The 20,988-nt window shown below is 41.5% G+C and carries 26 protein-coding genes and 1 tRNA gene; 7 read left to right on the top strand and 20 right to left on the bottom strand.

The window, feature by feature from the left end:
• Positions 1 to 150: 150 nt before the first annotated feature.
• Positions 151 to 1,026: a DNA-3-methyladenine glycosylase family protein gene (locus DXD11_RS02135; protein WP_118016620.1), complete on the bottom strand. Its 876-nt coding sequence runs from the start codon at positions 1,024 to 1,026 to the stop codon at positions 151 to 153.
• Between the two features lie 147 nt (positions 1,027 to 1,173).
• Between DXD11_RS02135 and DXD11_RS02130 the strand changes: the two genes are divergently transcribed.
• Positions 1,174 to 1,893 (top strand): DUF6062 family protein, encoded by a 720-nt coding sequence (locus DXD11_RS02130; RefSeq protein WP_117548826.1) that lies wholly within the window; start codon positions 1,174 to 1,176, stop codon positions 1,891 to 1,893.
• 54 nt (positions 1,894 to 1,947) lie between these two features.
• Here the strand turns inward: DXD11_RS02130 and DXD11_RS02125 are convergent, their stop codons facing one another.
• Positions 1,948 to 2,595 (bottom strand): hypothetical protein, encoded by a 648-nt coding sequence (locus DXD11_RS02125; protein WP_118757676.1) that lies wholly within the window; start codon positions 2,593 to 2,595, stop codon positions 1,948 to 1,950.
• Positions 2,596 to 2,691: 96 nt separating this feature from the next.
• A complete protein-coding gene (locus DXD11_RS02120) occupies positions 2,692 to 4,368 on the bottom strand; it encodes a glutamine--tRNA ligase/YqeY domain fusion protein (protein WP_055144198.1) in 1,677 nt (558 codons plus the stop codon).
• Between the two features lie 201 nt (positions 4,369 to 4,569).
• Here DXD11_RS02120 and DXD11_RS02115 point away from each other — a divergent pair.
• Positions 4,570 to 4,642, top strand: a tRNA-Thr gene (locus DXD11_RS02115).
• Between the two features lie 2,084 nt (positions 4,643 to 6,726).
• On the opposite strand, the gene DXD11_RS14660 is transcribed toward DXD11_RS02115, so the two are convergent.
• The 4 genes from DXD11_RS14660 to DXD11_RS02100 form a co-directional block, all read right to left on the bottom strand.
• A complete protein-coding gene (locus tag DXD11_RS14660) occupies positions 6,727 to 6,855 on the bottom strand; it encodes a hypothetical protein (protein WP_279220439.1) in 129 nt (42 codons plus the stop codon).
• A gap of 254 nt (positions 6,856 to 7,109) precedes the next feature.
• A complete protein-coding gene (locus DXD11_RS14175) occupies positions 7,110 to 7,271 on the bottom strand; it encodes a hypothetical protein (protein WP_158579415.1) in 162 nt (53 codons plus the stop codon).
• 188 nt (positions 7,272 to 7,459) lie between these two features.
• A complete protein-coding gene (locus tag DXD11_RS02110) occupies positions 7,460 to 8,068 on the bottom strand; it encodes a hypothetical protein (RefSeq protein WP_118757675.1) in 609 nt (202 codons plus the stop codon).
• A gap of 265 nt (positions 8,069 to 8,333) precedes the next feature.
• On the bottom strand, positions 8,334 to 8,549 hold the full coding sequence (locus DXD11_RS02100; protein WP_118757673.1) for a hypothetical protein: 216 nt from the start codon (positions 8,547 to 8,549) through the stop codon (positions 8,334 to 8,336).
• Between the two features lie 180 nt (positions 8,550 to 8,729).
• Here DXD11_RS02100 and DXD11_RS14170 point away from each other — a divergent pair, with 180 nt between their 5' ends.
• The 3 genes from DXD11_RS14170 to DXD11_RS02090 all read left to right on the top strand — a co-directional run bounded on the left by DXD11_RS14170 (position 8,730) and on the right by DXD11_RS02090 (position 9,779).
• On the top strand, positions 8,730 to 8,900 hold the full coding sequence (locus DXD11_RS14170; RefSeq protein ID WP_158579414.1) for a hypothetical protein: 171 nt from the start codon (positions 8,730 to 8,732) through the stop codon (positions 8,898 to 8,900).
• Positions 8,881 to 9,318 carry an HIRAN domain-containing protein gene (locus DXD11_RS02095; protein ID WP_118757672.1) on the top strand — a complete coding sequence of 146 codons (438 nt, stop codon included), beginning with the start codon at positions 8,881 to 8,883 and terminating at the stop codon, positions 9,316 to 9,318. Before DXD11_RS14170 ends, DXD11_RS02095 begins: the two co-directional genes overlap by 20 nt.
• Positions 9,319 to 9,392: 74 nt before the next feature.
• Positions 9,393 to 9,779 (top strand): S24 family peptidase, encoded by a 387-nt coding sequence (locus DXD11_RS02090; protein ID WP_330426608.1) that lies wholly within the window; start codon positions 9,393 to 9,395, stop codon positions 9,777 to 9,779.
• Between the two features lie 754 nt (positions 9,780 to 10,533).
• On the opposite strand, the gene DXD11_RS02085 is transcribed toward DXD11_RS02090, so the two are convergent.
• The 8 genes from DXD11_RS02085 to DXD11_RS02050 all read right to left on the bottom strand — a co-directional run bounded on the left by DXD11_RS02085 (position 10,534) and on the right by DXD11_RS02050 (position 14,294).
• Positions 10,534 to 10,815: a BRO-N domain-containing protein gene (locus DXD11_RS02085; protein ID WP_118757670.1), complete on the bottom strand. Its 282-nt coding sequence runs from the start codon at positions 10,813 to 10,815 to the stop codon at positions 10,534 to 10,536.
• Between the two features lie 92 nt (positions 10,816 to 10,907).
• The gene (locus DXD11_RS02080; protein WP_118757669.1) at positions 10,908 to 11,741 is read right to left on the bottom strand and encodes a sigma-70 family RNA polymerase sigma factor; all 834 of its coding nucleotides are present in this window, start codon (positions 11,739 to 11,741) and stop codon (positions 10,908 to 10,910) included.
• 14 nt (positions 11,742 to 11,755) lie between these two features.
• Positions 11,756 to 12,391, bottom strand: coding sequence for a replicative helicase loader/inhibitor (locus DXD11_RS02075; protein WP_118757668.1), 636 nt, complete (start codon positions 12,389 to 12,391; stop codon positions 11,756 to 11,758).
• Positions 12,391 to 13,230 carry a phage replication initiation protein gene (locus DXD11_RS02070; RefSeq protein WP_199688719.1) on the bottom strand — a complete coding sequence of 280 codons (840 nt, stop codon included), beginning with the start codon at positions 13,228 to 13,230 and terminating at the stop codon, positions 12,391 to 12,393. The genes DXD11_RS02075 and DXD11_RS02070 overlap by 1 nt, the downstream gene beginning before the upstream one ends.
• A gap of 14 nt (positions 13,231 to 13,244) precedes the next feature.
• Complete coding sequence (locus DXD11_RS02065; protein WP_118757667.1) at positions 13,245 to 13,547, bottom strand: hypothetical protein; 303 nt, start codon at positions 13,545 to 13,547, stop codon at positions 13,245 to 13,247.
• A gap of 33 nt (positions 13,548 to 13,580) precedes the next feature.
• Entirely contained in the window at positions 13,581 to 13,928 is a 348-nt protein-coding gene (locus DXD11_RS02060) for a hypothetical protein (protein ID WP_118757666.1), read from the bottom strand.
• Between the two features lie 11 nt (positions 13,929 to 13,939).
• The gene (locus tag DXD11_RS02055) at positions 13,940 to 14,110 is read right to left on the bottom strand and encodes a helix-turn-helix domain-containing protein (RefSeq protein ID WP_243105796.1); all 171 of its coding nucleotides are present in this window, start codon (positions 14,108 to 14,110) and stop codon (positions 13,940 to 13,942) included.
• 1 nt (position 14,111) lies between these two features.
• Positions 14,112 to 14,294 (bottom strand): hypothetical protein, encoded by a 183-nt coding sequence (locus DXD11_RS02050; RefSeq protein WP_118757665.1) that lies wholly within the window; start codon positions 14,292 to 14,294, stop codon positions 14,112 to 14,114.
• Positions 14,295 to 14,616: 322 nt separating this feature from the next.
• Between DXD11_RS02050 and DXD11_RS02045 the strand changes: the two genes are divergently transcribed.
• Both DXD11_RS02045 and DXD11_RS02040 read left to right on the top strand, forming a co-directional pair.
• Entirely contained in the window at positions 14,617 to 15,345 is a 729-nt protein-coding gene (locus tag DXD11_RS02045; RefSeq protein WP_158579413.1) for a helix-turn-helix domain-containing protein, read from the top strand.
• Between the two features lie 152 nt (positions 15,346 to 15,497).
• The gene (locus DXD11_RS02040) at positions 15,498 to 16,766 is read left to right on the top strand and encodes a tyrosine-type recombinase/integrase (protein WP_118757663.1); all 1,269 of its coding nucleotides are present in this window, start codon (positions 15,498 to 15,500) and stop codon (positions 16,764 to 16,766) included.
• Positions 16,767 to 17,085: 319 nt separating this feature from the next.
• Here DXD11_RS02040 and DXD11_RS02035 read toward each other — a convergent pair whose 3' ends face one another.
• The 5 genes from DXD11_RS02035 to cysS all read right to left on the bottom strand — a co-directional run bounded on the left by DXD11_RS02035 (position 17,086) and on the right by cysS (position 20,774).
• Positions 17,086 to 17,265 (bottom strand): hypothetical protein, encoded by a 180-nt coding sequence (locus DXD11_RS02035; RefSeq protein ID WP_015534147.1) that lies wholly within the window; start codon positions 17,263 to 17,265, stop codon positions 17,086 to 17,088.
• A gap of 201 nt (positions 17,266 to 17,466) precedes the next feature.
• Positions 17,467 to 18,057, bottom strand: coding sequence for a sigma-70 family RNA polymerase sigma factor (locus tag DXD11_RS02030; protein WP_117548824.1), 591 nt, complete (start codon positions 18,055 to 18,057; stop codon positions 17,467 to 17,469).
• Positions 18,058 to 18,068: 11 nt separating this feature from the next.
• Positions 18,069 to 18,851, bottom strand: a complete 783-nt coding sequence (rlmB, locus tag DXD11_RS02025) for a 23S rRNA (guanosine(2251)-2'-O)-methyltransferase RlmB (protein WP_015534148.1) — start codon at positions 18,849 to 18,851, stop codon at positions 18,069 to 18,071.
• Positions 18,841 to 19,398 carry a Mini-ribonuclease 3 gene (locus DXD11_RS02020; protein ID WP_015534149.1) on the bottom strand — a complete coding sequence of 186 codons (558 nt, stop codon included), beginning with the start codon at positions 19,396 to 19,398 and terminating at the stop codon, positions 18,841 to 18,843. Before DXD11_RS02020 ends, rlmB begins: the two co-directional genes overlap by 11 nt.
• A complete protein-coding gene (gene cysS, locus DXD11_RS02015) occupies positions 19,383 to 20,774 on the bottom strand; it encodes a cysteine--tRNA ligase (RefSeq protein WP_015534150.1) in 1,392 nt (463 codons plus the stop codon). Before cysS ends, DXD11_RS02020 begins: the two co-directional genes overlap by 16 nt.
• Positions 20,775 to 20,988: the final 214 nt, after the last annotated feature.

Below are 20,988 nucleotides of genomic sequence, written 5' to 3'. Positions count from 1 at the left end.
TATTTTTATTATATTTCTGATTCTTGTTTTTAGCACTCAATTTATGTGAGTGCTAACACTGTTTTATATTCTATCCATTTCTATAAAAAAATCAACCCTTATTTTCTAAAAAATATATAAAAATATGTCTGTCATCTACCGTAATACATATCACTTAAAAAGATTCGTTCTTGCATAGTCAAACAGATACTGCTGCGCATATCCCCCGAGATTTCCGAACTTTTTCACGGCAAATGCCTCTATCTCCGGCTTTTTTGTGTCCTTGCCATCAAAGTACATGCTCTCCATGATCCTCTTCATCCACACATCCACAGGGAAAGCCTCACGTCTTCCAAGTCCAAAGAGCAGGACACAGTTTGCAACCTTCTCCCCTACTCCCTTGATCGTCATGAGAAGTTCCCTTGCATGTTCTATGTCAAGTGCATCAAGCTTCTCCTTTGTGACATTTCCCGAGTACACCGCCTCCGTCGCATTCATTATGTATGGAGCACGGAATCCGACCTTGCACTCCCTGAGCTCATCCTCTGTGACCTCATGAAGTCTGTCTACATCAGGAAACACATAAAATGCCTCGCCATTATATCCTATGACCTCATCACCAAATCTATGCGATATATTTTTCACACACTGTTTTATCTGAGGGATATTCTTGTTCTGGGATATGATAAATGATATAAGCGTCTCAAAGAAGTCCTGATTGAGTATACGTATTCCATCCTTCTCATTCACAGCCGTCTGAAGTGCGCTGTCCGCCTTTATGACACTCTCCTTGATGAGCCCGTAATCGTTGTCCATATCCAGATAAGGACGCCATATTCCTTCATAATCTTCCATGGATGAACCATATATCCTGAGCACGCCGCCTGACTGTTCCATCTTCACAGCCCTGCCAAATGCTATGACCTCATACACTTCATCATCAAGCTTGTCAAAATGAAAGCACTGACCACACTCAAGTATCTGAGAAAGTCTGAAATCCTTCACTCCGTCTACCGTAACTATATTGCCATCACAACTTACATTCATCTTCCGTACACCTGCCATTTCATATTTGTATAATTGTGCTTTTTGTCTTATAAATTTCTCCAAGCTATTGTATAATACCTGTATATTATTTTCAATGTCACATAAGCAGTGTGGCAAAAACTGACACTATCACAAACAGGAGGATCTATGGCTGAACAGATATACACTATACCAGTAAACGATGCATTTGACAGCGGCTGCGAATGCCCTATGTGCCAGATGCAGAAGGATCTTGAACGAAATGCAATTGAATATACGATGGGGCCAAGCTACATGGAGGACGACAACCGTGCCATGACTGACAAGCTTGGTTTTTGCAGTCATCATCTGAGAATGCTCTATCAGGAAAAGAATCGTCTGGGTCTGGCACTCATGATGAACACCCATATGAATAAGACTATACAAGATATGAGGGCGCTGGCTGCCAAAGGTCCCGCCGCCAAAGCCGGTCTGTTCGGCAAGAACACACCAAATGCACCTGTTGTCGATTATATAGAGAATATGGAGAAAAGCTGCTTCATTTGTGGACGTATGGATGACATGTTCGTACGCTATGTAGACACTATCTTCCATATGTGGAAAAGAGATTCCAAGTTCAGGGACAAATTTGCTACGAGCAAAGGCTTCTGTACATACCACTACGGAATACTGTACAAGACAGGCCAGAACAAACTGAGCAAGGAACAGTATGCGCAGTTCATCGAAATCCTCAACAAGGTATACTTTGACAATATGGAACGTGTCAATGGTGACCTGAGCTGGTTCATAGACAAGTTTGACTACAGATACAAGAACGAGCCATGGAAGAATTCCAAGGACGCCCTCCCGAGAGGGATCATCAAGATTGGCCACACATTTGTAGAATAATAAACACATGACAATAAATAAAAGCCGCCTTACATATCTGTAAAGCGGCTTATTTTAACTGACTCTCCATGCAATGAGACCATCCGGAAGCGCCGGCTTTATCATGCCAGGCCTTCTGCCTGTGTTCTCTATGCCATGAGCCTGTTTCATTCTCTCATGGAGATATGCTCTGTATTCTGTGAGAAGCCCGGTAAATATCGGTCTGAGCTCAGGGCACCTTCTGAAATCCCCCGGCTTGACAAGTCCCGGTTTCTTGTGGAATATATCCACACTGGCATTTTTCAACACCGATGCCACGAACTGTGAACAGAAGAAATTGTATTCCCTCTCATACGCAAGATGGAAAAATACGCTGAATACACCCATGAAGTTATATCCGTATCTGTCCGGATGCTTCTTGAATCTGGCGAGCTCCTGCTGTATCCTGTCATACTGCTTACTCGTGACCTTCAGCTCATACACAGCGCATCTGGTTCCCTTGTGCTTTCCAAATATTCCCTTTTCTATGTTCTCACTGATAAATCCACTGTTAAATGGATTGTATACACCTTTCCTTGCAAAACTGTACATCTCATCAAGACTTATGTCCAGTGCCAGAGATGTGTGACAATACGGCTCTCTGGTCATAAGCTTTATGAGATTTGAAGGAACTGTTTTTGTCTTTGACAAAAGTATGTATACCTTCTTACTCTCATCTTTCATATTTTTGTTTCCAATCACCTATTTTGATGTACGCATATCCCCCCACAGGATAAGCGCCAATCCCCACATCATAAATTATAAACGCATCCCCGGTAATTACTTGCCCGGCTTGTAAGAACTCTTGAGTGACACGATCCTGTTGTATACAGGATGCTCCGCTGTAGAATCCTTTGAGTCAACACAGAAGAAACCATTTCTCAGGAACTGGAATGCCTCTCCCGGCTGAGCCTCCTCAAATGCCTTCTCAAGCTTACATCCCTGTTTGATAACAAGTGAGTTTGGATTGAGATTCAATGTACCATCGTCGTTGAGCTTCCCCTTCTCCTCATCGATGATATTCTCATACAGACGAACCTCTGCATCTATTGCGCTCTCTGCCGATACCCAGTGAATGGTTCCCTTGACCTTGCGTCCCTCAAAGCCTGAACCGCTTCTTGTCTCTGGGTCATATGTACAATGTACTGTTGTGACATTGCCGTCCTCGTCCTTCTCAAATCCCACGCACTTTACGAAATATGCATTCTTAAGACGAACCTCGTTGCCAGGGAACAGTCTGAAATACTTCTTAGGAGGCTCCTCCATGAAGTCCTCTCTCTCTATATACAGATACTTGCTGAATGCTACCTTTCTGCTTCCGAGCTCCTCGTTCTCCTGATTGTTCTCGACATCGAGGTACTCAACCTGATCCTCAGGATAGTTGTCGATGACAAGCTTTACAGGATCAACAACTGCCATGTATCTCTTGGCTGTGAGCTTCAGGTCGTCTCTCACGCAATACTCAAGCATAGCGTAATCAACAGACGACTGGCTCTTGGATATTCCAACCAGCTCCATGAACTTCTTAATAGCTGATGGTGTGAAGCCTCTTCTTCTGAGGGCTGCAATACTTACAAGACGTGGGTCATCCCATCCGTCTACTATTCCGTCCTCGACAAGCTTCTTGATGTATCTCTTACCTGTTATGACATTTGTCAGGTAAAGCTTTGCGAACTCTATCTGCTTTGGTGTGCCCTCAGGTGAATCCTTGTAACCGAGCTCCATAACCACCCAGTCATACAGAGGTCTGTGATCCTCAAACTCAAGTGTACATATAGAATGTGTAACACCCTCGATGGCATCCTCGATAGGATGTGCAAAGTCATACATAGGGTAAATGCACCACTTGTCACCTGTGTTGTGGTGGTTCATTCTCGCTATTCTGTAGATAATAGGATCTCTCATGTTGATGTTAGGGCTTGCCATATCTATCTTTGCACGGAGTACCTTACTTCCGTCAGGGAACTCACCGTTCTTCATTCTCTCGAACAGATCAAGATTCTCCTCTATGCTTCTGTCTCTGTATGGGCTGTTCTTGCCCGGCTCAGTGAGAGTTCCTCTGTACTCTCTGATTTCATCTGCTGTGAGGTCACACACATATGCCTTGCCCTTCTTGATGAGCTTTATGGCAGCCTCGTACATCTGGTCAAAGTAATTTGATGCAAAGAACACTCTGTCTCCAAAGTCTGCTCCCAGCCACTTAACATCTGCAAGTATTGACTCTACGAACTCTGTCTTCTCCTTTGTAGGGTTGGTATCGTCAAATCTGAGATTAAACTGTCCGCCATACTGCTGTGCCAGTCCGTAATTCAAAAGTATTGACTTGGCATGTCCTATATGTAAATATCCATTTGGCTCTGGTGGGAATCTGGTAACGATCTTCGGCACCTTACCCTCTGCGATATCTTTCTCAATTATCTGTTCAATGAAATTCTTACCTGTCATCTCTTCAGCCATTTCCAAACTGCCTCCCGCTTTTTTTGATAATTCTAAATGTCTGCAACCGAATTTGCACACGATTACAGTTAGTTTACCATACTTTTACTGCTTGTACCACAATTATCTTTTGATTTGTCATTATTTTTCGCACAAATGTAAATATTTTACTTGATTTTTGATGTCCATTTTGTTATAGTTATTATTGCTTTTGAAAAGCAAGCTACTATAGCTCAGGTGGTAGAGCGCAACATTGGTAATGTTGAGGTCACGGGTCCGACTCCCGTTAGTAGCTTTTTTATAATCTTCAGTATTTATGCCGCTTTGAGCGGTTTTTTTATTGCCTGAACTTCTATATAAATCATGCAAAAATCTGTTTTTGTCTACTATTTGTCTACTATTTCAAATTTTTTATGATCTGCTGCCTTAATCAGCATGTTTTCCTATCGGCAGCAGTCCAGATAATATCTATCAATCGGTCATGCACCGGATCCATCGCTATCCTTGACGATGTAAGTTAGGCTTACACCGCTCTCCACCACTGCTGCCATTGTCACCACGCTGTTCCAAGCTCGGCAACATTTTGTCGCTGAGTTTGCCATGTTTTTTACCTTTTGTATACACTCTCCGTTTATAAGAAAAGGGTGTCCATACTATGGACACCCATAAAAAAGGGAAATGATGGCGCAACCCAAAATGCGGGGGTCACGTATCACTTCCCTATATATTTTATTATACATACCTGCTCCACAATGTCAACATTTTCCAACTAGCCAAGGTCGGCGTTTTACCGACCTTAAAGACGTAGAGGTTCAACATTCTTCAACAACCTGAACTAACACTAATAATATTACACTTGAGGTTTTCTGAGGTTCTGACGTTAACATCTGTTAACATCTGAGGAGGAGTTTCACTTGGTCAGATGTTAGCATATGTTAGCAATTAAGGGTGTCGCATTTTGCTACTCCCTGAACAACCGTACCTGGTGGTACACTTGTACCCTGACAGACCGATTCGTTCGGGGAGCTCTGTATATTTTTTCAATTTGAGGTTTTCTGAGGTTGTATATATCCCTGAAGGTCAACTTTCGTCATGTTCCTATTGCTATCAAGGGGTCATAGTTTTAATGACACCTTAGAACAACCGTACCCCAAAGTACCCTTGTAATCTCCATAACTATTCGTTAGGGAGCCCTGTATATATTTTCAAATGTCATGTTTTGACAAGTTTTCTATTGTTGCCGATGTCGCCAAATGCGGCAACAACAAGGGGGTAACAAAATGTGACACCCTATGTTTGCTATAGGTTTTGGCAATAACATTCAATTACATCTAACCTGTAGTAGTTTATGAATAGCGTCACGAATCGTTACGCTATATACATATGGGGTACTAATAATAACCCCATACACCGATGGCCTCGCCAGTACCGACCTCATACCTCAGATACCAAAACGGTACTTGAGGTCCTGATTCAGGACTCCATCCAGAACGATACATTCGTATTCCCCAAATGGGAATACGGTCAGAACACACAAGGAGCACATCTGCAACACTACCTAGATTAAACCTAGGCAGTCATCAAGCACTACCACGAATCAGGGGAGTGTTTCAACACACCTACCCTGATTCAGGGGGAGTGCCCAAAACGTCCCCCTTCAGCACACCAAAAGCCCCTACAGGTCTGCAAATGTTCTTTTTGAATATTACATGTGTATATTGGTTTTTCTTGGCCTGTATATCCTCTAATGTTGGGTTTTGCCAAGTTGTATATATTACCATATGTCAAGTTTTGTAAGGTTCTATACTCTCCAACCTTAACATTTATTAACACCCTATACACGGAAAACCCTGGAAGATCACACCACGACCGAACCTCATCACCATTACATCCCTCACCTGCTACCGGATGTACTATAGTTGCTGTGCACCTATAGATACGGGGCATTATAAGGGTGTATCAAATGTGACACGCCCTACCAACTATCTACTCATATTTCCTTGGCAGCAGATCATACATTTTTGTATATCGAACCTGCAATTTTATGTAATTTTTGTGTGATAATCTGTGGATTTTATGCCAAAATCTGCATGTTTTATTCTGTTTCCTGTACTACCCCCACCTATGCACATCCGGATCTAGTAATTTGTAGTATGCCCTGCTGCCTATGTAACGCCAGCTTAGTATTATTCCAAATAAAAAGCACCCTGCTATTACAGAGTGCTCAGCCACTTATCTTTTCAAAACATTCCGGCGGATATAAATAATCCTCTCCACTATCATCAATTATCCTATAACAACCTCTTTCTACGGACACAACCTCATATATCTTACCTTCCGTCAAAATAAAAGAATTGGTTTTGCCAATATATTTTATTTTCATTCTATCCATTCTTTTAAATTTTTACTTTCTTCCTCTAGTTTTCTTAAAATCTCTTCTCTTTTTTCTGGAGACATTTCTTCATGTATTATTGTGTCTTTGCCAATATCTCTATTTTTATCCATCATTGCATACCACCTATCTAAAATCAGAGAGCCTCACGCACCCCTGCGGAGTACGTTAGACTCTCTACTGCAAATCGGCAAACATAACAGCTTGTTTATTTACCGTATAAGCCATTTTGTTGTTTAATTCATAGACTTTCACGTCTTTATAACCATGTTTGCTATATAGAGCTCTCAGCCATATCATTTCGCATATCAGTATATAACTCGTGTACAGAGATGTCAAATGCACACCATATTACATTTTCTCACGATGTTTAAAATACGCTTTCTATTTCCTCTATGCTAATTTCTTCTGTATTTATATCTCCGTTACTACCAATGTCAACAATAAATTCTTTATCCGGGGCCAATATTTCAACTATTGAAGCTATATTGCCATTTTTTAATACTACTCTGTCATACAATTCTATTTTCATTTTGCATAACTCCAAATACTCAAATCTTCCACATCATGCTTGACTTTGCCTAGAACATAATATAGTATCAACAAATAAGAGCGTTCTGTTCCCCCATTTGCCTCTACCTTGTAGAGTTGCCGGGAGTGGAATAGCTCTTATTGTTTTGCTCATATGGCAGCAGTCCATACATCTCTCACATGATACATTCAACTGTTATCCCTGTTAAACCACTCCATGAGATTATCTATCACCTCTGGATCATCTGAATAAATAAATGCTCCATCGTCATCATTGAAAACTATATCAAACTCTCCCACACTGCCTTGGCAATGAAAAGATTGCTCCAACGGATCGACTAATGATCTCTGCCGGTCACCGACAATATAGCCTGCTGCCTTAAGGTCATCTATAAATATGTCCTGTACCTGCTCCGATGGTATTATATCAAAGTTCTTGAAATATATATGATCCTCGTCTCCTGCATCCTGGTATACTTCCATCCACAGAGATCTAATCTCCTGTTCGTTCATCTCGTCATAATCGCCATAAGGAGAGAACATGATGCTGCCATCGTCTATAGTTATAATGTCTCCATAATCCTTGTGGAATATTGCCATATCAGCACCGGCCAGCTTATCCTTCAGACTTTCAGATCCAAGCATTCCATTCTCATACAGATCATCTATATTCTTGAACCTATATAGCTCCTCTGTATCACAGCGGCTTATCTCTGCCGGCTTGTAAGATATAATATAGTCATCTATGCGAAGAACTCTATCCTGTTTCAGTTTATGCAAAAACGTGCTTTTTAACATGCTCTCCCTCCTTTGTCTATGTAGTAAAATGGCCATCTGCTATCTGCATCCATTCAATCACTGTTTGATTTTATCACTTAGCATTTGTATATAGATTCTCGAATAAGAATCCATGGTCACCAGCTATATGTTCTCGATGATCTATTTTATTCCAAAATACATCAACCGGTATTCCTTCAGGATATGCCTTGCAATAAAATATATCATCTGTCAGTTTACCTATAAAGTTTTTACAATCCATGCATTGTGAGAATATAACCATATATTACTTGCCCTTGTCTCTCTCCATAGTCTCATCTATGGCACGATTTATAAATGCAGTTGTACTCTCTCCCATCTCCGTGGCATGTTCCTGAACCACTCCTCTTTTTTCAGCAGTCATTCTAACTTTTATTTCGACAAAATTCTTCATATACCTTTTATGTGCTTCTGCTTGTGCTGGTGTAAAGCCTCTATAATCGCTCTTTTTTTCATTCCCCATAATCTCAGCTCCTTCCTATAAATTACTAACTTTAGATATATTATACCATTGTCGTTTATATACGACCATATACATAATTACTAAATATATGGTCGTATCTTTGTATGAAATGCCACTAGATAGATACGACCATATACATTATAATATACTCATAAGATACAGAAAGGAGCAACACACAACATGTTAATAAGGTCAATAATCCTTGCTCTCTCATTATCAGATAAGAGCTACAAAGAATTCACAGCCCAGCTCAAAAGGAACAAAGAGATTGATCAGCATTTTGCTGAAACGTTTATAGAGCTTACAGAGGAGCTCAGAAAGGAAGGTACACATGAGGAAACACATTGTTAATATCCGCAAAGCCGTTTGTATCATGGCGAACGGACTTCACAAAGCCGGTTATAGCTTATCCAGAGCATTCAAGAAAGCATGGAGAACCGCCAAGGGAACAGCCATCAAGGCAGCAGGCGTTACATACGAAGGCAGGCAGGAGGTTCTAAAGTACCTCTCACAGTTCAGGCCAGAAAACCTCACTGTGACCCTTGAAAGAGACACATACAACACATATGACAGAAACGCCATCCGCATAGTTGTACATATCCCATATCTGAAGAAAAAAGCAAAGATCGGCTATGTACCAAAGGCGTATAGTTCAGAGATTGCCAGACTGATGGACCAGGGCGTTAATGTCAGAGCCCGTCTGCTGGGTATTATAGGCGGTTACAGTTACAAAGAGACCTTTGGAGCATTACTTGACGTTGCAATATAAAAATAGCCCTTCTGCTGGTGACACAACAGAAAGGCTCATGATAAGGGTATCAGATGATACATCCCCACCAATAAATCAATGGGATTATATCATCTGCTGCCGGAAAGGTAAAGGATAAAATGGATACAATAAGTAAATTACTGGGATATACCCCGGAGAAGATGGCTGGAGACACCAAAATTGTGGCTATGAAGATAGTTGATAATGCCATGGAGCCACGTATATTAGCGGGTGATATTGTGATTGCCCGGAGACAGACTGATTTTACAGATGGAGATCTCGCACTGATATGCGTATATGGTATGGGGCATATCTGCCGTAAGATAAGGTGTCACACTGATGGAATAGAGCTTATAGCAAGCAACAACTCATATTCCGCCATACACCTCAGTAACGAGGACATAGCAGCCGGCAAAGCCTTTATGATCGGCAAAGTTATAGAACTGAGAGCTACACTATAGCAAACTATAAACGGCCGCTATATATCCTATCTTCTGTCCGGCTGGGAACCGGAAGAAGATAAGGCGGTGTACTCTAACAGAGAATATTTTACCAGACAAATTATTGTCTTGATTGTGGGCACGTTCTGTTATAAAATTCATCTATATTGATTATGCCTATAGGGCACGAATTGTCATTATTTATGAATTTAAGCCTCGCAAAATGCGGGGACTTTTACGTTATGTGGGTCTTTCCATTTTGGAAACAATTCACTTTCCAGGATCCACGGTGTCTAAAAATTGAATAGTGTATTTAATCGGGCAGCCGAGGGGTGTTACACCATATCCGTTCGAGTCTTGGAAGGGAGTGGTGCCTTATGAGTACATATGAGGAATTCATGGTTATATTAACCGTTGCGATACTTATTGTGACAATTCTGAATCATAGAAAATAAGAAAAACACCTCGGCCTGACAAGCATACGAGGTGTTTTCATTTAGTCATGTTTGCCGGACGGATAGGTGGTTTCTATCGCTCGGCTGTCTTGTTAAATACATTATACAATATTTTAGGCATTTGTCAAAATAAAAATCCCCCAGGTGCTGGAACACCTGAGGGAAGTTACCCACAAACCGAAGGCTTATGAATAACGTATCAGCAAACTACATTAGGCCAACAAAAGACAAGGTACTCTTTTGACTAAACCCAAATGACATATGAATAACCATGATTGCACAGAGGGCAGCAGGTCAAGTATCTGCTGCCTTTCTGTATGTTACAATAATGATCCGGTGCTTGACAGCTTGCTTGAAATGATAAGGCTGTATAACCCAGATTCATTGATTATTTCCATTGTCTGAGTTCCTCCAGGGGTGACGATTTTTGTCACCCCTTTGTCGTCATCATCAATATAATCTCTCAAAGCCCTCTGTAGATTACTATGTCCTAGTATCTCCGCCACATCTTTCCCTACAAACCAAGGCTCACCGTTCTTTATTACTGTTCTAAAATTTGTTTTTCCCCGGCGGCCTAAGTCTAACTTAGTGCGTTCGCCCAATTTCTCATAACATACACATAATCCTAGCTTCGATATAGCTTTGAACCTATGACAGCAGTCTCACCGCCTTAGCGTATAGCATACATAGAATATCACCACCAGGATCTAGTATCCCATGACCATACTTCTGCAGGTTTGGTCTGCTGCCTTTCGGTTGAAAATCCTGCATATTCTGCATAATCCTTCACCACAGTATTATACTTGAGTTTTCTTATTGCTCTATACTCTGCATTGTCCACCGCCCACCGTGACATACCCAGCCGTCTCCCTGTTTCCTCTCGGCTCAGATTCAGCCTATACCGCAAATACATTATGTCATACTCTCTGGGCTTTAATTTGCGCTCTATTTCCTGCCATAACTGCTCATATGCCAGCTTATCCAATACGCTGTCCAAATCCTCACATTCAACGCCTATGGAGTCATTTAGACATTCATCATCCCTATCTCTGAGCTGCTGATTGAGGCTTTTCGTCTCACTGCAGCTACCAGCGAACATGAACCGCTCAAGTTCTTCTACCTGCTTCACGTTCAGCCCCATGCAGATAGCAAATTCTCGTGTGGATGGTTCACGGCCAAATCTATGCATATATGAGTTGCTGACCTGATTATATTTCCATATCTGTTCTTGTTTATATACAGGAATCCGAATAACACGCCCACTATCCTGTATATATTTTTTTAAATGATTAGCAAGGCAGGCTGAAAAATAACTAATGAACTTTATATCCTGTTGTTTGTCGTATTTTTTCACTGCTTTACATAAGCTTATATATGCCTCCTGTGTCAGATCTTCCACGGGCGCACCCCACGAATATCTATTTGCCATCTTGTATATAATGCCTCTATTATGCTCATATAACTGGTACATATTCTCTGTGATGTTCACACCTGATTGGATTTGTTCAACCAATTCTTCGTTTGTCATCACAGCCCACCATTCTATCTATTTTTTTCTAATCCTATCCGGACGCTCTCTGGCCTTTCTTCCATCGCCTTAATTTCGTTTTCTTTCCTTTCAGGCATGGATTTTATCGCCTGATTCCTTAAATCAACTATTTCAGCCGAATAGCCTTGCGTGGCGTTCTGAATAAGTTGTCTTGCATCGGTTGGCATTTTTGCGATTTCCTGCGACCTTGCAACCTCTGCACGATAACAACGCTGAAATTGCGACATTACAACCTGCTCATTGTAATCTTCATCTAACGCCCAGACCCGGAGTTGACTCGGAAGTCCAACTGCTTTCTGAACCAGGGGCGGCAGTTTTGCATATTCTTTCACCGAATTGTAGGCACTGTTCCGAATCGCCCGGCTGACCAATGCCCATGCCTCCATTTCGTTCAACTCCTGCGGTTGGGTGATTGAGTGAATTTTATCAATCAGTTGTCCAGGGACCGGTGCGAACCCGCTTGTATTTGTTTGCATATAGACCTTAAATGCCATAGCAATTTCATCTTTGCTATATTCCTCTAATGCTATAGTCCACGCATTGACCGCTGCTGTTCTGCTTGGTGGGTTGTAATTCGGATATGTAGCCTGCACCATAGCAAGCAAATCTTGCACTTCTTCCCTTGTCATTAACTATTCCTCCATTCACTTAAAATATCCCGCTCACCATTACTTGAAAATGGCTGCTGATTGTTATGTACACTCCGTGACTGCCCTCGGCTCTTATCGTCATCCTTAAGCGCATATAGGCCTGTCCATCCCTGCATTATCGACTGATTGAGAATCTGTACCTGTTCATGCTTATCATGTGATAGCGACTCCAGCTTGTTTATCATCAGCGTTATTGCTCTGTCACTCATAGGCTTCTTGACACCCTTACGGAACTTTATAAACTCATGTATCGCCTCGTCCAGTTCTGGATCATCGCTATACTTGATCTGATCATGTTTCCTGTCTTTAACATTTTGATTTTCAACATCTTTCCCTGATGCTGATCTATCCATGGTAGATTTACTGTCCTTACCTAACTCTACCCTATCCTTACCTAACCTGTGGCAACCATCGGTATGCCTTTTGTCGACCGTTTGGTTATCTTTTGGTATACCACATGTCAAGCTAGTAGAAGATGCGGCTACTATATATTTGTCATTATCTACTTCTACAGTATCCAAATACTCTTTGAATCTAGATTCTGTATATCTATCCTTACGAAGATAATTATTTGCCTTCCAATCAGTTATTAGTATTACTCCATTCTCAAAAGGAATAATAAAGTCATTAGAAACCAATAACTGCAGATCAGTTGCACAACTACCACATATCATGGCCACTTTCTTTGGTGATGAAACAAACCCATCATCGTCAGCTCTCATTCCCAAATGAAAATATAGATTCTGTGTAGTAGGTGGCATATCCATAAACTTATCAGTATCAACCACATCTAAGCTAAACATTCTTCGTCTCGCCATTGCTTGGCTCCTCTCTACTCCTCAGAAGTCTCAGATGTGAAAGGCTCAATATCTTCATCTGCCAGATCATCAAAATAATCATTGTCAGCCATACACAAGCCCTCGTTATCATCAGCACCGATTGACACCTCTTCTTCTCGGCCTGTTTCTCCTATATCCTCTATAAGATCATTCGCTGTGAGAACCATTGTCGCCATCTCTTCTGCCTTGAGACTATCTGCACTATTTACCAATACATGATTGACCATTCTATCAAAGGCTATCGCCTTCATCTCCATCTTACTTACTATTACACAATTTCTGTCATCGTTACTCATCTTTGCTACCTCCTATAGTCTATTTATCATTTCCTAATTTCTTGCATATTCTGCAAATGCGCCCTTGCAAGCCATCCTTGCATATCTAACAGTTCTGTCACCTGCCAGTTCCGGGCATTCTGCCTGTATTTTCTGTCTTGTTCTTCTCACTGTCTCAAATGTTGGCAAACCATATTCAGCAAGTGCCGTTGTAAAGAACTGCTCAAAAGATACTTGAGCAATATTCACACCTCGCCTGCTGCCGACCTCTTTACATACAAGGTAATACAGTATATTATCACTGCTCCTTGCATTCTCATTCTCCACAAGGATCTTGAGAACTATATCATGTGTTGTCTTTATTTCTGCCTTTTTCTTTGTTTTTATATGCTCTGCTGCCATTGTCCCACCTCCTAGTTTGTATCGCCTGTATTCAAATACTCCGCCAGCTTATCAGCATTCACAAGTACCTTTGTGCCTGTATGTACATGAACAATCTTGTTTTGTTCACACCAACTGCGGAGCCGGTAACAGGGAACACCAGTCATGGCAGCAGCCTCTTTTATCGTCACCATCCTTGGCATATTACACCCCCTCTTTCTGTATATCCTGTATAATAGCTATAAGCCTATCCTGTTCCTCTTCTGGGAGCTCTGTTCTGAGCCGTCTGCTCAATGTCGCCTCATTTATTCCAAGTCTGTTTGCAAGCTCCCAGTTTCTCACTCTACGTAACATCAATTCATTTCTCACTCTTTCATTACTTCGCATAATCATTATTCCTTTCTATTGTCGTTTATAGATATTATTTGTCACGGCCGCTTGACTAACATTATATAAATGTTATAATATATACAATCAACAAATGATTGCTTTATATTTACATGTTATCACATTAATAATCTGTGATAAACAGCTTTGTATTTTTGCTTTTTGATGTGATTTTGCATACTTGATTATTTTTTTGATATGCGTTGATACAGCTATGCAAAAGCACCACACGTTGCCGTGGCTGTCTCAGGGTGATTTGTGGTAACTTACGGAAATACAAAAATTCAAACATGAATAACATTTTAGAATTGGAGGTTGCAATGTGATTAGTGATCAGTGTAAAAAAGAATACTTCTCAAAGGTATTTACAGAGCTTTTGAACCAATGGAAAAGAGAACACAACAAAAGCCAAGCCGATTTTGCAGATATTATCGGTGCTCACCCTAATAGCATAAGCCGGTATAAAAAAGCACAGGATTTTCCAAACGAATCTACTTTAGGTGCTATTGCGAAAGAATTTGGTGTAAGCATTGATGTATTTTACCCTAACACCGATATTGAAAAGTTTATCTATGACTCCAGATTTTTTGATAAAATCGCCAAGGCATGGAGTACACGATATATTGATGCATTTGAAAAATATGGGATTAAGTATACGTTTTTTGAATTTCTGGAATACTCCACATTTCACTTTGGTGTTTTTGATTTTGAATGCGGTCCGCTAACTGAACAATTATGGTTAAATCCAAACACTAATGATTATGTAAAACCTGATAACGCCTCTCTACAGGCGTATGTTATGACAACTTTTTCTCAGTATGGATACTGTGATATGTCGATATCTGCAAATGCAAATACCAAACAAGTACAACTTGTGGCTGTTGATCCTGCTACGCTCAATGGTTACATGCTTGGTTTCACTCATAACGATCTAATAAATATCAAGGATATGCAAGAGAAAACCACTGAATATTTGCAATTATTGAATGTAAAAAAGCGAATAGAAAACCATACAGATTTATCCATTTTTAAAATAGCTGGCAAAGAATGATGTTGTTACACATAAAAAAAGAGCCACTGACGGCACTCAGTGACTCTAAGCATATTATCACAAAGGATTGTACCTCTGAGCATAATAAAAAGCAAACTCATTATATCAGAGGTCACGATCCTATTCAAGAACAGAAAGGAAAGTGAATCACTATGGCAAGTATCAAACAAAGAGGCAATAGTTATCTGGTCACTGTCTCCCTGGGTTATTCCAGCAACAAGCAAAAGATTACCAAGTCCACAACATATACCCCCACGGCACAAACTCCGGCAAAAATACGGAAAGAGGTCGAAAAGTTCGCCATCGAATTTGAAGAGCGATGCAAAAGTGGAAAGTATCTGGACGGCGAAACCATGTCATTTATGGTTTTTGTCGATGAATGGAAAAAACGATATGCAGAAAGCAATCTGACACAAGCTGTTATTGAGAGCTACACGGGTGTTATAGATCTGTACTTTAAAGACACCATCGGAAAGATGAAACTCAGTAAAATAAATGCGCTGCACCTTCAGGACATATACACCACGATGAAAGACAGGGGATTGTCTGCTGCCACAATCAGAAGAGCCCATGCGATAGCATCAAGTGTATTCTCTAAAGCGTACAAGTGGAATCTGATAGATGATAACCCATGTAAACGTGTGGAACTCCCGGCGGTGAATAACAACGCCGCCGAAGAATGCTTTAATGTGGAACAGGCTAAACGCTTTCTGGAATATCTGGAACAGCCGTATGAGGTAAAATACAGCCCTAAGATGAAAAACGGGCGTATTGCGGCAGCAGGCTATACCACAACCATGACCACACCAGAACAGATGATAGTATATTTTAACATGGCCATATATGGCGGTTTTAGGCGTGGTGAGCTTATCGCTCTCACATGGAACGATATAAACTTTGATAAAGGCTATATATCCATCAATAAATCATGTGCCAAGGTCAAAGGTGGCCAGATACAAAAGGATCCTAAATCAAAATCCGGCATAAGGTGCGTTCCTCTCCCACCCAACTGCATGGCTATGCTGAAGAATTGGAAACAGCACGAAAAAGAATATGCCTTCAGTCTCGGCACATATTGGAAGGGCGCACCATTATCAGACTTCGGCTGCTGCCATTTGTTCATTCAGGAAGATGGCCAGCAGATGCACATTGATACACCCACCCACAAATTCAGAGAGATCATACTCAGGTACAACGATTCATGCACGGATGAAAAACTATTGTTACCAGAAATACATCTGCATGGACTGAGACACACGTTTGCTACACTTATGATCTCCCTCGGCTATGATGTGGTGACTATATCCAAAATGCTCGGACATTCCAAAGTATCTATCACACTTGATGTTTACTCTCATGCCCTGAAAGAAAATGAGGTCAAGGCAAGCAACGACATGTATAAGCTCCTTGCAATCAACTAATCTATACTCCCCCGGTATGTCACAAATTCAATACATGCCGGGGTATTTTATGCCTTCTTTTCTGTCTACTATCTGTCTACTATATCTCAAAAAACTTGGAAAATGTGAATTTACAATATTGAACGATATTGAACGGAAACCGCATAAAATAACACTTTTTCAGCACAATGCAGAACGATAGAAAAAGCTGTAAAACAGCTCACGAACCATTGGTAATGTTGAGGTCACGGGTCCGACTCCCGTTAGTAGCTTTTATTTTTTTGTCCGTATTTACGCCGCCCTGAGCGGCTTTATTTTTATCCACCGCAGACCGGATCACTTACTTTCCGCCCGCAGTCTCAGCTTCATATATTCCATCCCAGTCCGTCAAACTGTTCTTAAACATATCCACAAATGGTATATAAGTGAATACGATAAGAAGCAATACCGGCAAAGCCAGGAACAATACGATCGTTCCCACCTTACCTTTACCTTTTTTAGCTTTGCTCTCCGCTCTCATGTCACCACTCCTTAATCTGATGATCAATAAAAATTAATCATTTTTACCTTTTGTTACTTTCGATTAAGGTTGGCTATACATTTATTTTAGTTTATTTCAAGCTAATATGCAGGCTTATTAGCAAATTTTTTGCAAAAAAAGGAAGCGGCACTATGCCGCTTCCTGTCTTTGATTAAACAACTTAAAATTTTATTATTCTAATTACACATCCCTGAGCTTAGCTCTGATCCTCTGAACCGCATTGTCTATGGATTTTGCCGGTTTGCAGAGTCTCTCCCCTATCACTTCATAAGAAGCGCCTGTTAGATATTCGTCAAGAACATGCTTCTCAAACTTAGAAAGCTTACTGTCGATGAGCTTTATAAGATCTGACTCACGCAGCTTCGCCATCATTATATCCTCAGGATTAGTTATGACACCCGAATCTATCTCATCAAGCGGGCTGGAGTAATCTCCCCCGCCATCGCCATAGATCGATATATAGTAGTTCAACGGTCCGTTTTTCTTGTTGTTTGAATTGTTCACCGCGGTAATGAGCTGCCTTCTCACGCACATGAACGCAAAGGTCTTGAATGTCGCGCCCTTGTCAGGTCTGTAATTATTCACAGCCTTGACCAGTCCGATCATGCCCTCCTGTATAAGATCCTCCTCATCAGCACCTATGATATAAAGGCTTCTGCTCTGTCCCGTTATCATTGGGCCATAGCGCTTGATAAGTGTCTCCATAGCATCGTTATCCTTTTGTTCATTTATAAGCTCCAGCAGTTCATTATCTGATAATTCCGAATACATATACTCTACCTTTACTTGTTCATCCTCTGTCTTACGACCTCATAAGCCAGAACTCCGGCAGCAACTGACGCGTTGAGTGAGTCTATGTCTCCCTTCATAGGAACAGATACGACATAATCACACTTCTCCTTGACCAGTCTGCTGACGCCGCTTCCCTCATTACCTATGACAAGTCCAAGGGAACCTGTGAGGTTACACTTGTACATGAGTTCTCCGTCCATATCCGCACAGGCGAACCACATGCCTCTATCTTTCAGCTCCTCTATGGTCTTGCTGATATTTGTCACCTTTGCAACAGGTGTATAATTGATAGCTCCCGCTGATGCCTTTACAACTGTAGCTGTGATTCCGACTGCACGCCTCTTAGGTATGATTACACCGTGGGCACCACAGAGATTCGCTGTTCTGATGATCGCACCAAGATTGTGTGGATCCTCTATCTCATCAAGTATGAAGAAAAATGGATCCTCTCCTCTGCTCTCAGCCAGTGCAAACATATCCTCTATCTCTGCGTACTTATATGCCGCTGCATGTGCAATCACTCCCTGATGCTTGCCAGCCTGTGACATCTGGTTTAACTTTTCCTTTGAGAGGTAGTTTATCACTGTATCCTGCTTCTTCGCCTCCCTGACTATGCTGTTCACGATTCCATCCCTGCATCCGTCAAGGACATACAGCTTATCTATGGTCTTGCCTGATCTGAAAGCCTCGAGGACTGCATTTCTTCCCTCTATGACAAATGCTTCCTCATCGCTCTCTGTCTTAATGTTATTCTCAAATTCTCTATTCTGCATCTTTTTCTCCATCTGTACTCTCTGTACTCTTTTCAAGTGTTGAGGTATCCTCTATTGTATCTTCCTGTGCTGCTTTGCCCGGATCCTTGTGCTGCTGTTCTGCCCTGTCCGTTTCAACTGGATCATGGTTCAGTATGATCCTCGTGATCTCAAACATCCTGTCATACTGCTTATCAAGATACAGAAAGCCTATAAGGCACTCAAAGCCCGTTGCCATTCGGTACTGTCCCACAGTCGCATTCTTGGCTGTTGAATGAGTCTTGGTGTTCCTGCCTCTCTTGTATATCCACTCTTCCTCCTCGGTGAGCAGTCCGTTGTCCAGAAGATACATTATATATCCCGCCTGAGCCTCCGCCTTCACAAGCTGGCTCACCTCTTTGTGGTATTTGTATGCCTGCTTGTTATCCTTTGTGACAGCAAGGGTCTTTATGAGAAGATCAAACACGCTGTCACCTATATATGCAAGTGAAAGCGGTGAATACTCCCTTGGATTAGTGTATGTCACCCCGAGTATCTCAGTAAAGTAACTGTCTATGCTCTTTTCCATTTTACGCCCTCTCTGGTATCCTCAAGGATAATTCCCATATCACTGAGCTGGTCACGGATCTCATCTGCCCTAGCAAAGTTCTTTGCCTTTCTTGCAGCCTGTCTCTCCTCGATAAGAGCCTCTATATCTGAATCAAGTATCTCTTTCTTCTTCTCTGTGATGATTCCAAGTATGTCGCAGAGCTTTGTCACTGTATTGAGCACAAGCTCCACAGTAGCCTTTGTTGACTCCTCTGTCACATTTACATTTGCATATTTTACGAGCTCAAATATAACTGAGATCGCATCTGCAGTGTTGAGGTCGTCATCCATGGCTGCCTCATATTTCTTCACAAATGCATCCATCTCGTCTGCAACTGCCTTATCTACTTCTCCTTCTGTTCCGCTTATAGACTTCAGTCTGTCAACTGCTGTAAGGATTCTCTCAAGGCCGTTCTTTGAAGCCTCAACAAGGTCTGCTGAGAAGTTGAGCGGACTTCTGTAATGGGCTGACAGCATGAAGAATCTGATAACCTGAAGAGGGTACTTCTCTGCTATCTCTCTGACTGTGAAGAAGTTGCCAAGTGACTTGGACATCTTCTCATTGTTGATCTTGAGGAAGCCGTTGTGCATCCAGTATCTTGCGAACTCTGTGCCATTTGCAGCCTCACTCTGTGCTATCTCGTTCTCATGGTGTGGGAATACAAGATCCTCTCCACCCGCATGTATATCTATTACATCTCCGATATATTTCTTGGACATAACCGAGCACTCAAGATGCCAGCCTGGTCTTCCATCGCCCCATGGTGATGGCCATGATGGCTCGCCCTCCTTCTTTGGCTTCCAGAGAACGAAATCAAGCGGATCCTCCTTCTCATCAACACCTGATACAAGAAGGTCTCTGTTACCTGAACGGAGGTCATCGATATTCTTCTTGGACAGCTTGCCGTAGTCCTTGAACTTTCTGGTTCTGAAGTATACGGTTCCATTCACCTCGTAAGCGTATCCCTTCTCTATAAGAGTCTTTACCATCTCAATCATATCCGGTATCTCTTCTGTTGCCTTTGGATGTGTTGTCGCCTCACGCACATTGAGAGCCGCCATATCCTTCTTGACCTCTGCGATATATCTCTCTGATATAACGCTGGCATCCACCCCCTCCTCATTTGCACGCTTTATGATCTTGTCATCGACATCAGTAAAATTCGATACATAATTGACATCATAGCCCTTGTACTCCAGATATCTTCTGAGCGTATCAAATACTATCATTGGTCTGGCATTTCCTATATGGATATAATCATATACAGTAGGACCACATACATATATTCCCACCTTACCCTCGTTGATAGGCACAAACTCTTCTTTTCTTCTTGTGAGCGTGTTTAAAATCTTCATAAATATAATGTCCTTTCTATATTGGTCGATAATATATCTGTAAGCAAACAAAAAACTTCGTCCCAATATACATATGATATGCATATAGAGACGAAGTATTATCTCCGCGGTTCCACTCTGATTGTATTAAATACTACAATTCCTGTTCTTCGCCTTTTGTGTCTAGTATATGTGCGGGTGCAGGCTTTGTCAATAATTTCATTTTATAATTGTA

It is taken from the genome of Coprococcus sp. TF11-13 (assembly GCF_003481085.1).
In the GTDB taxonomy this organism is placed as follows: domain Bacteria; phylum Bacillota; class Clostridia; order Lachnospirales; family Lachnospiraceae; genus Coprococcus; species Coprococcus aceti.
This window is presented reverse-complemented; position numbering and strand designations above follow the sequence as displayed.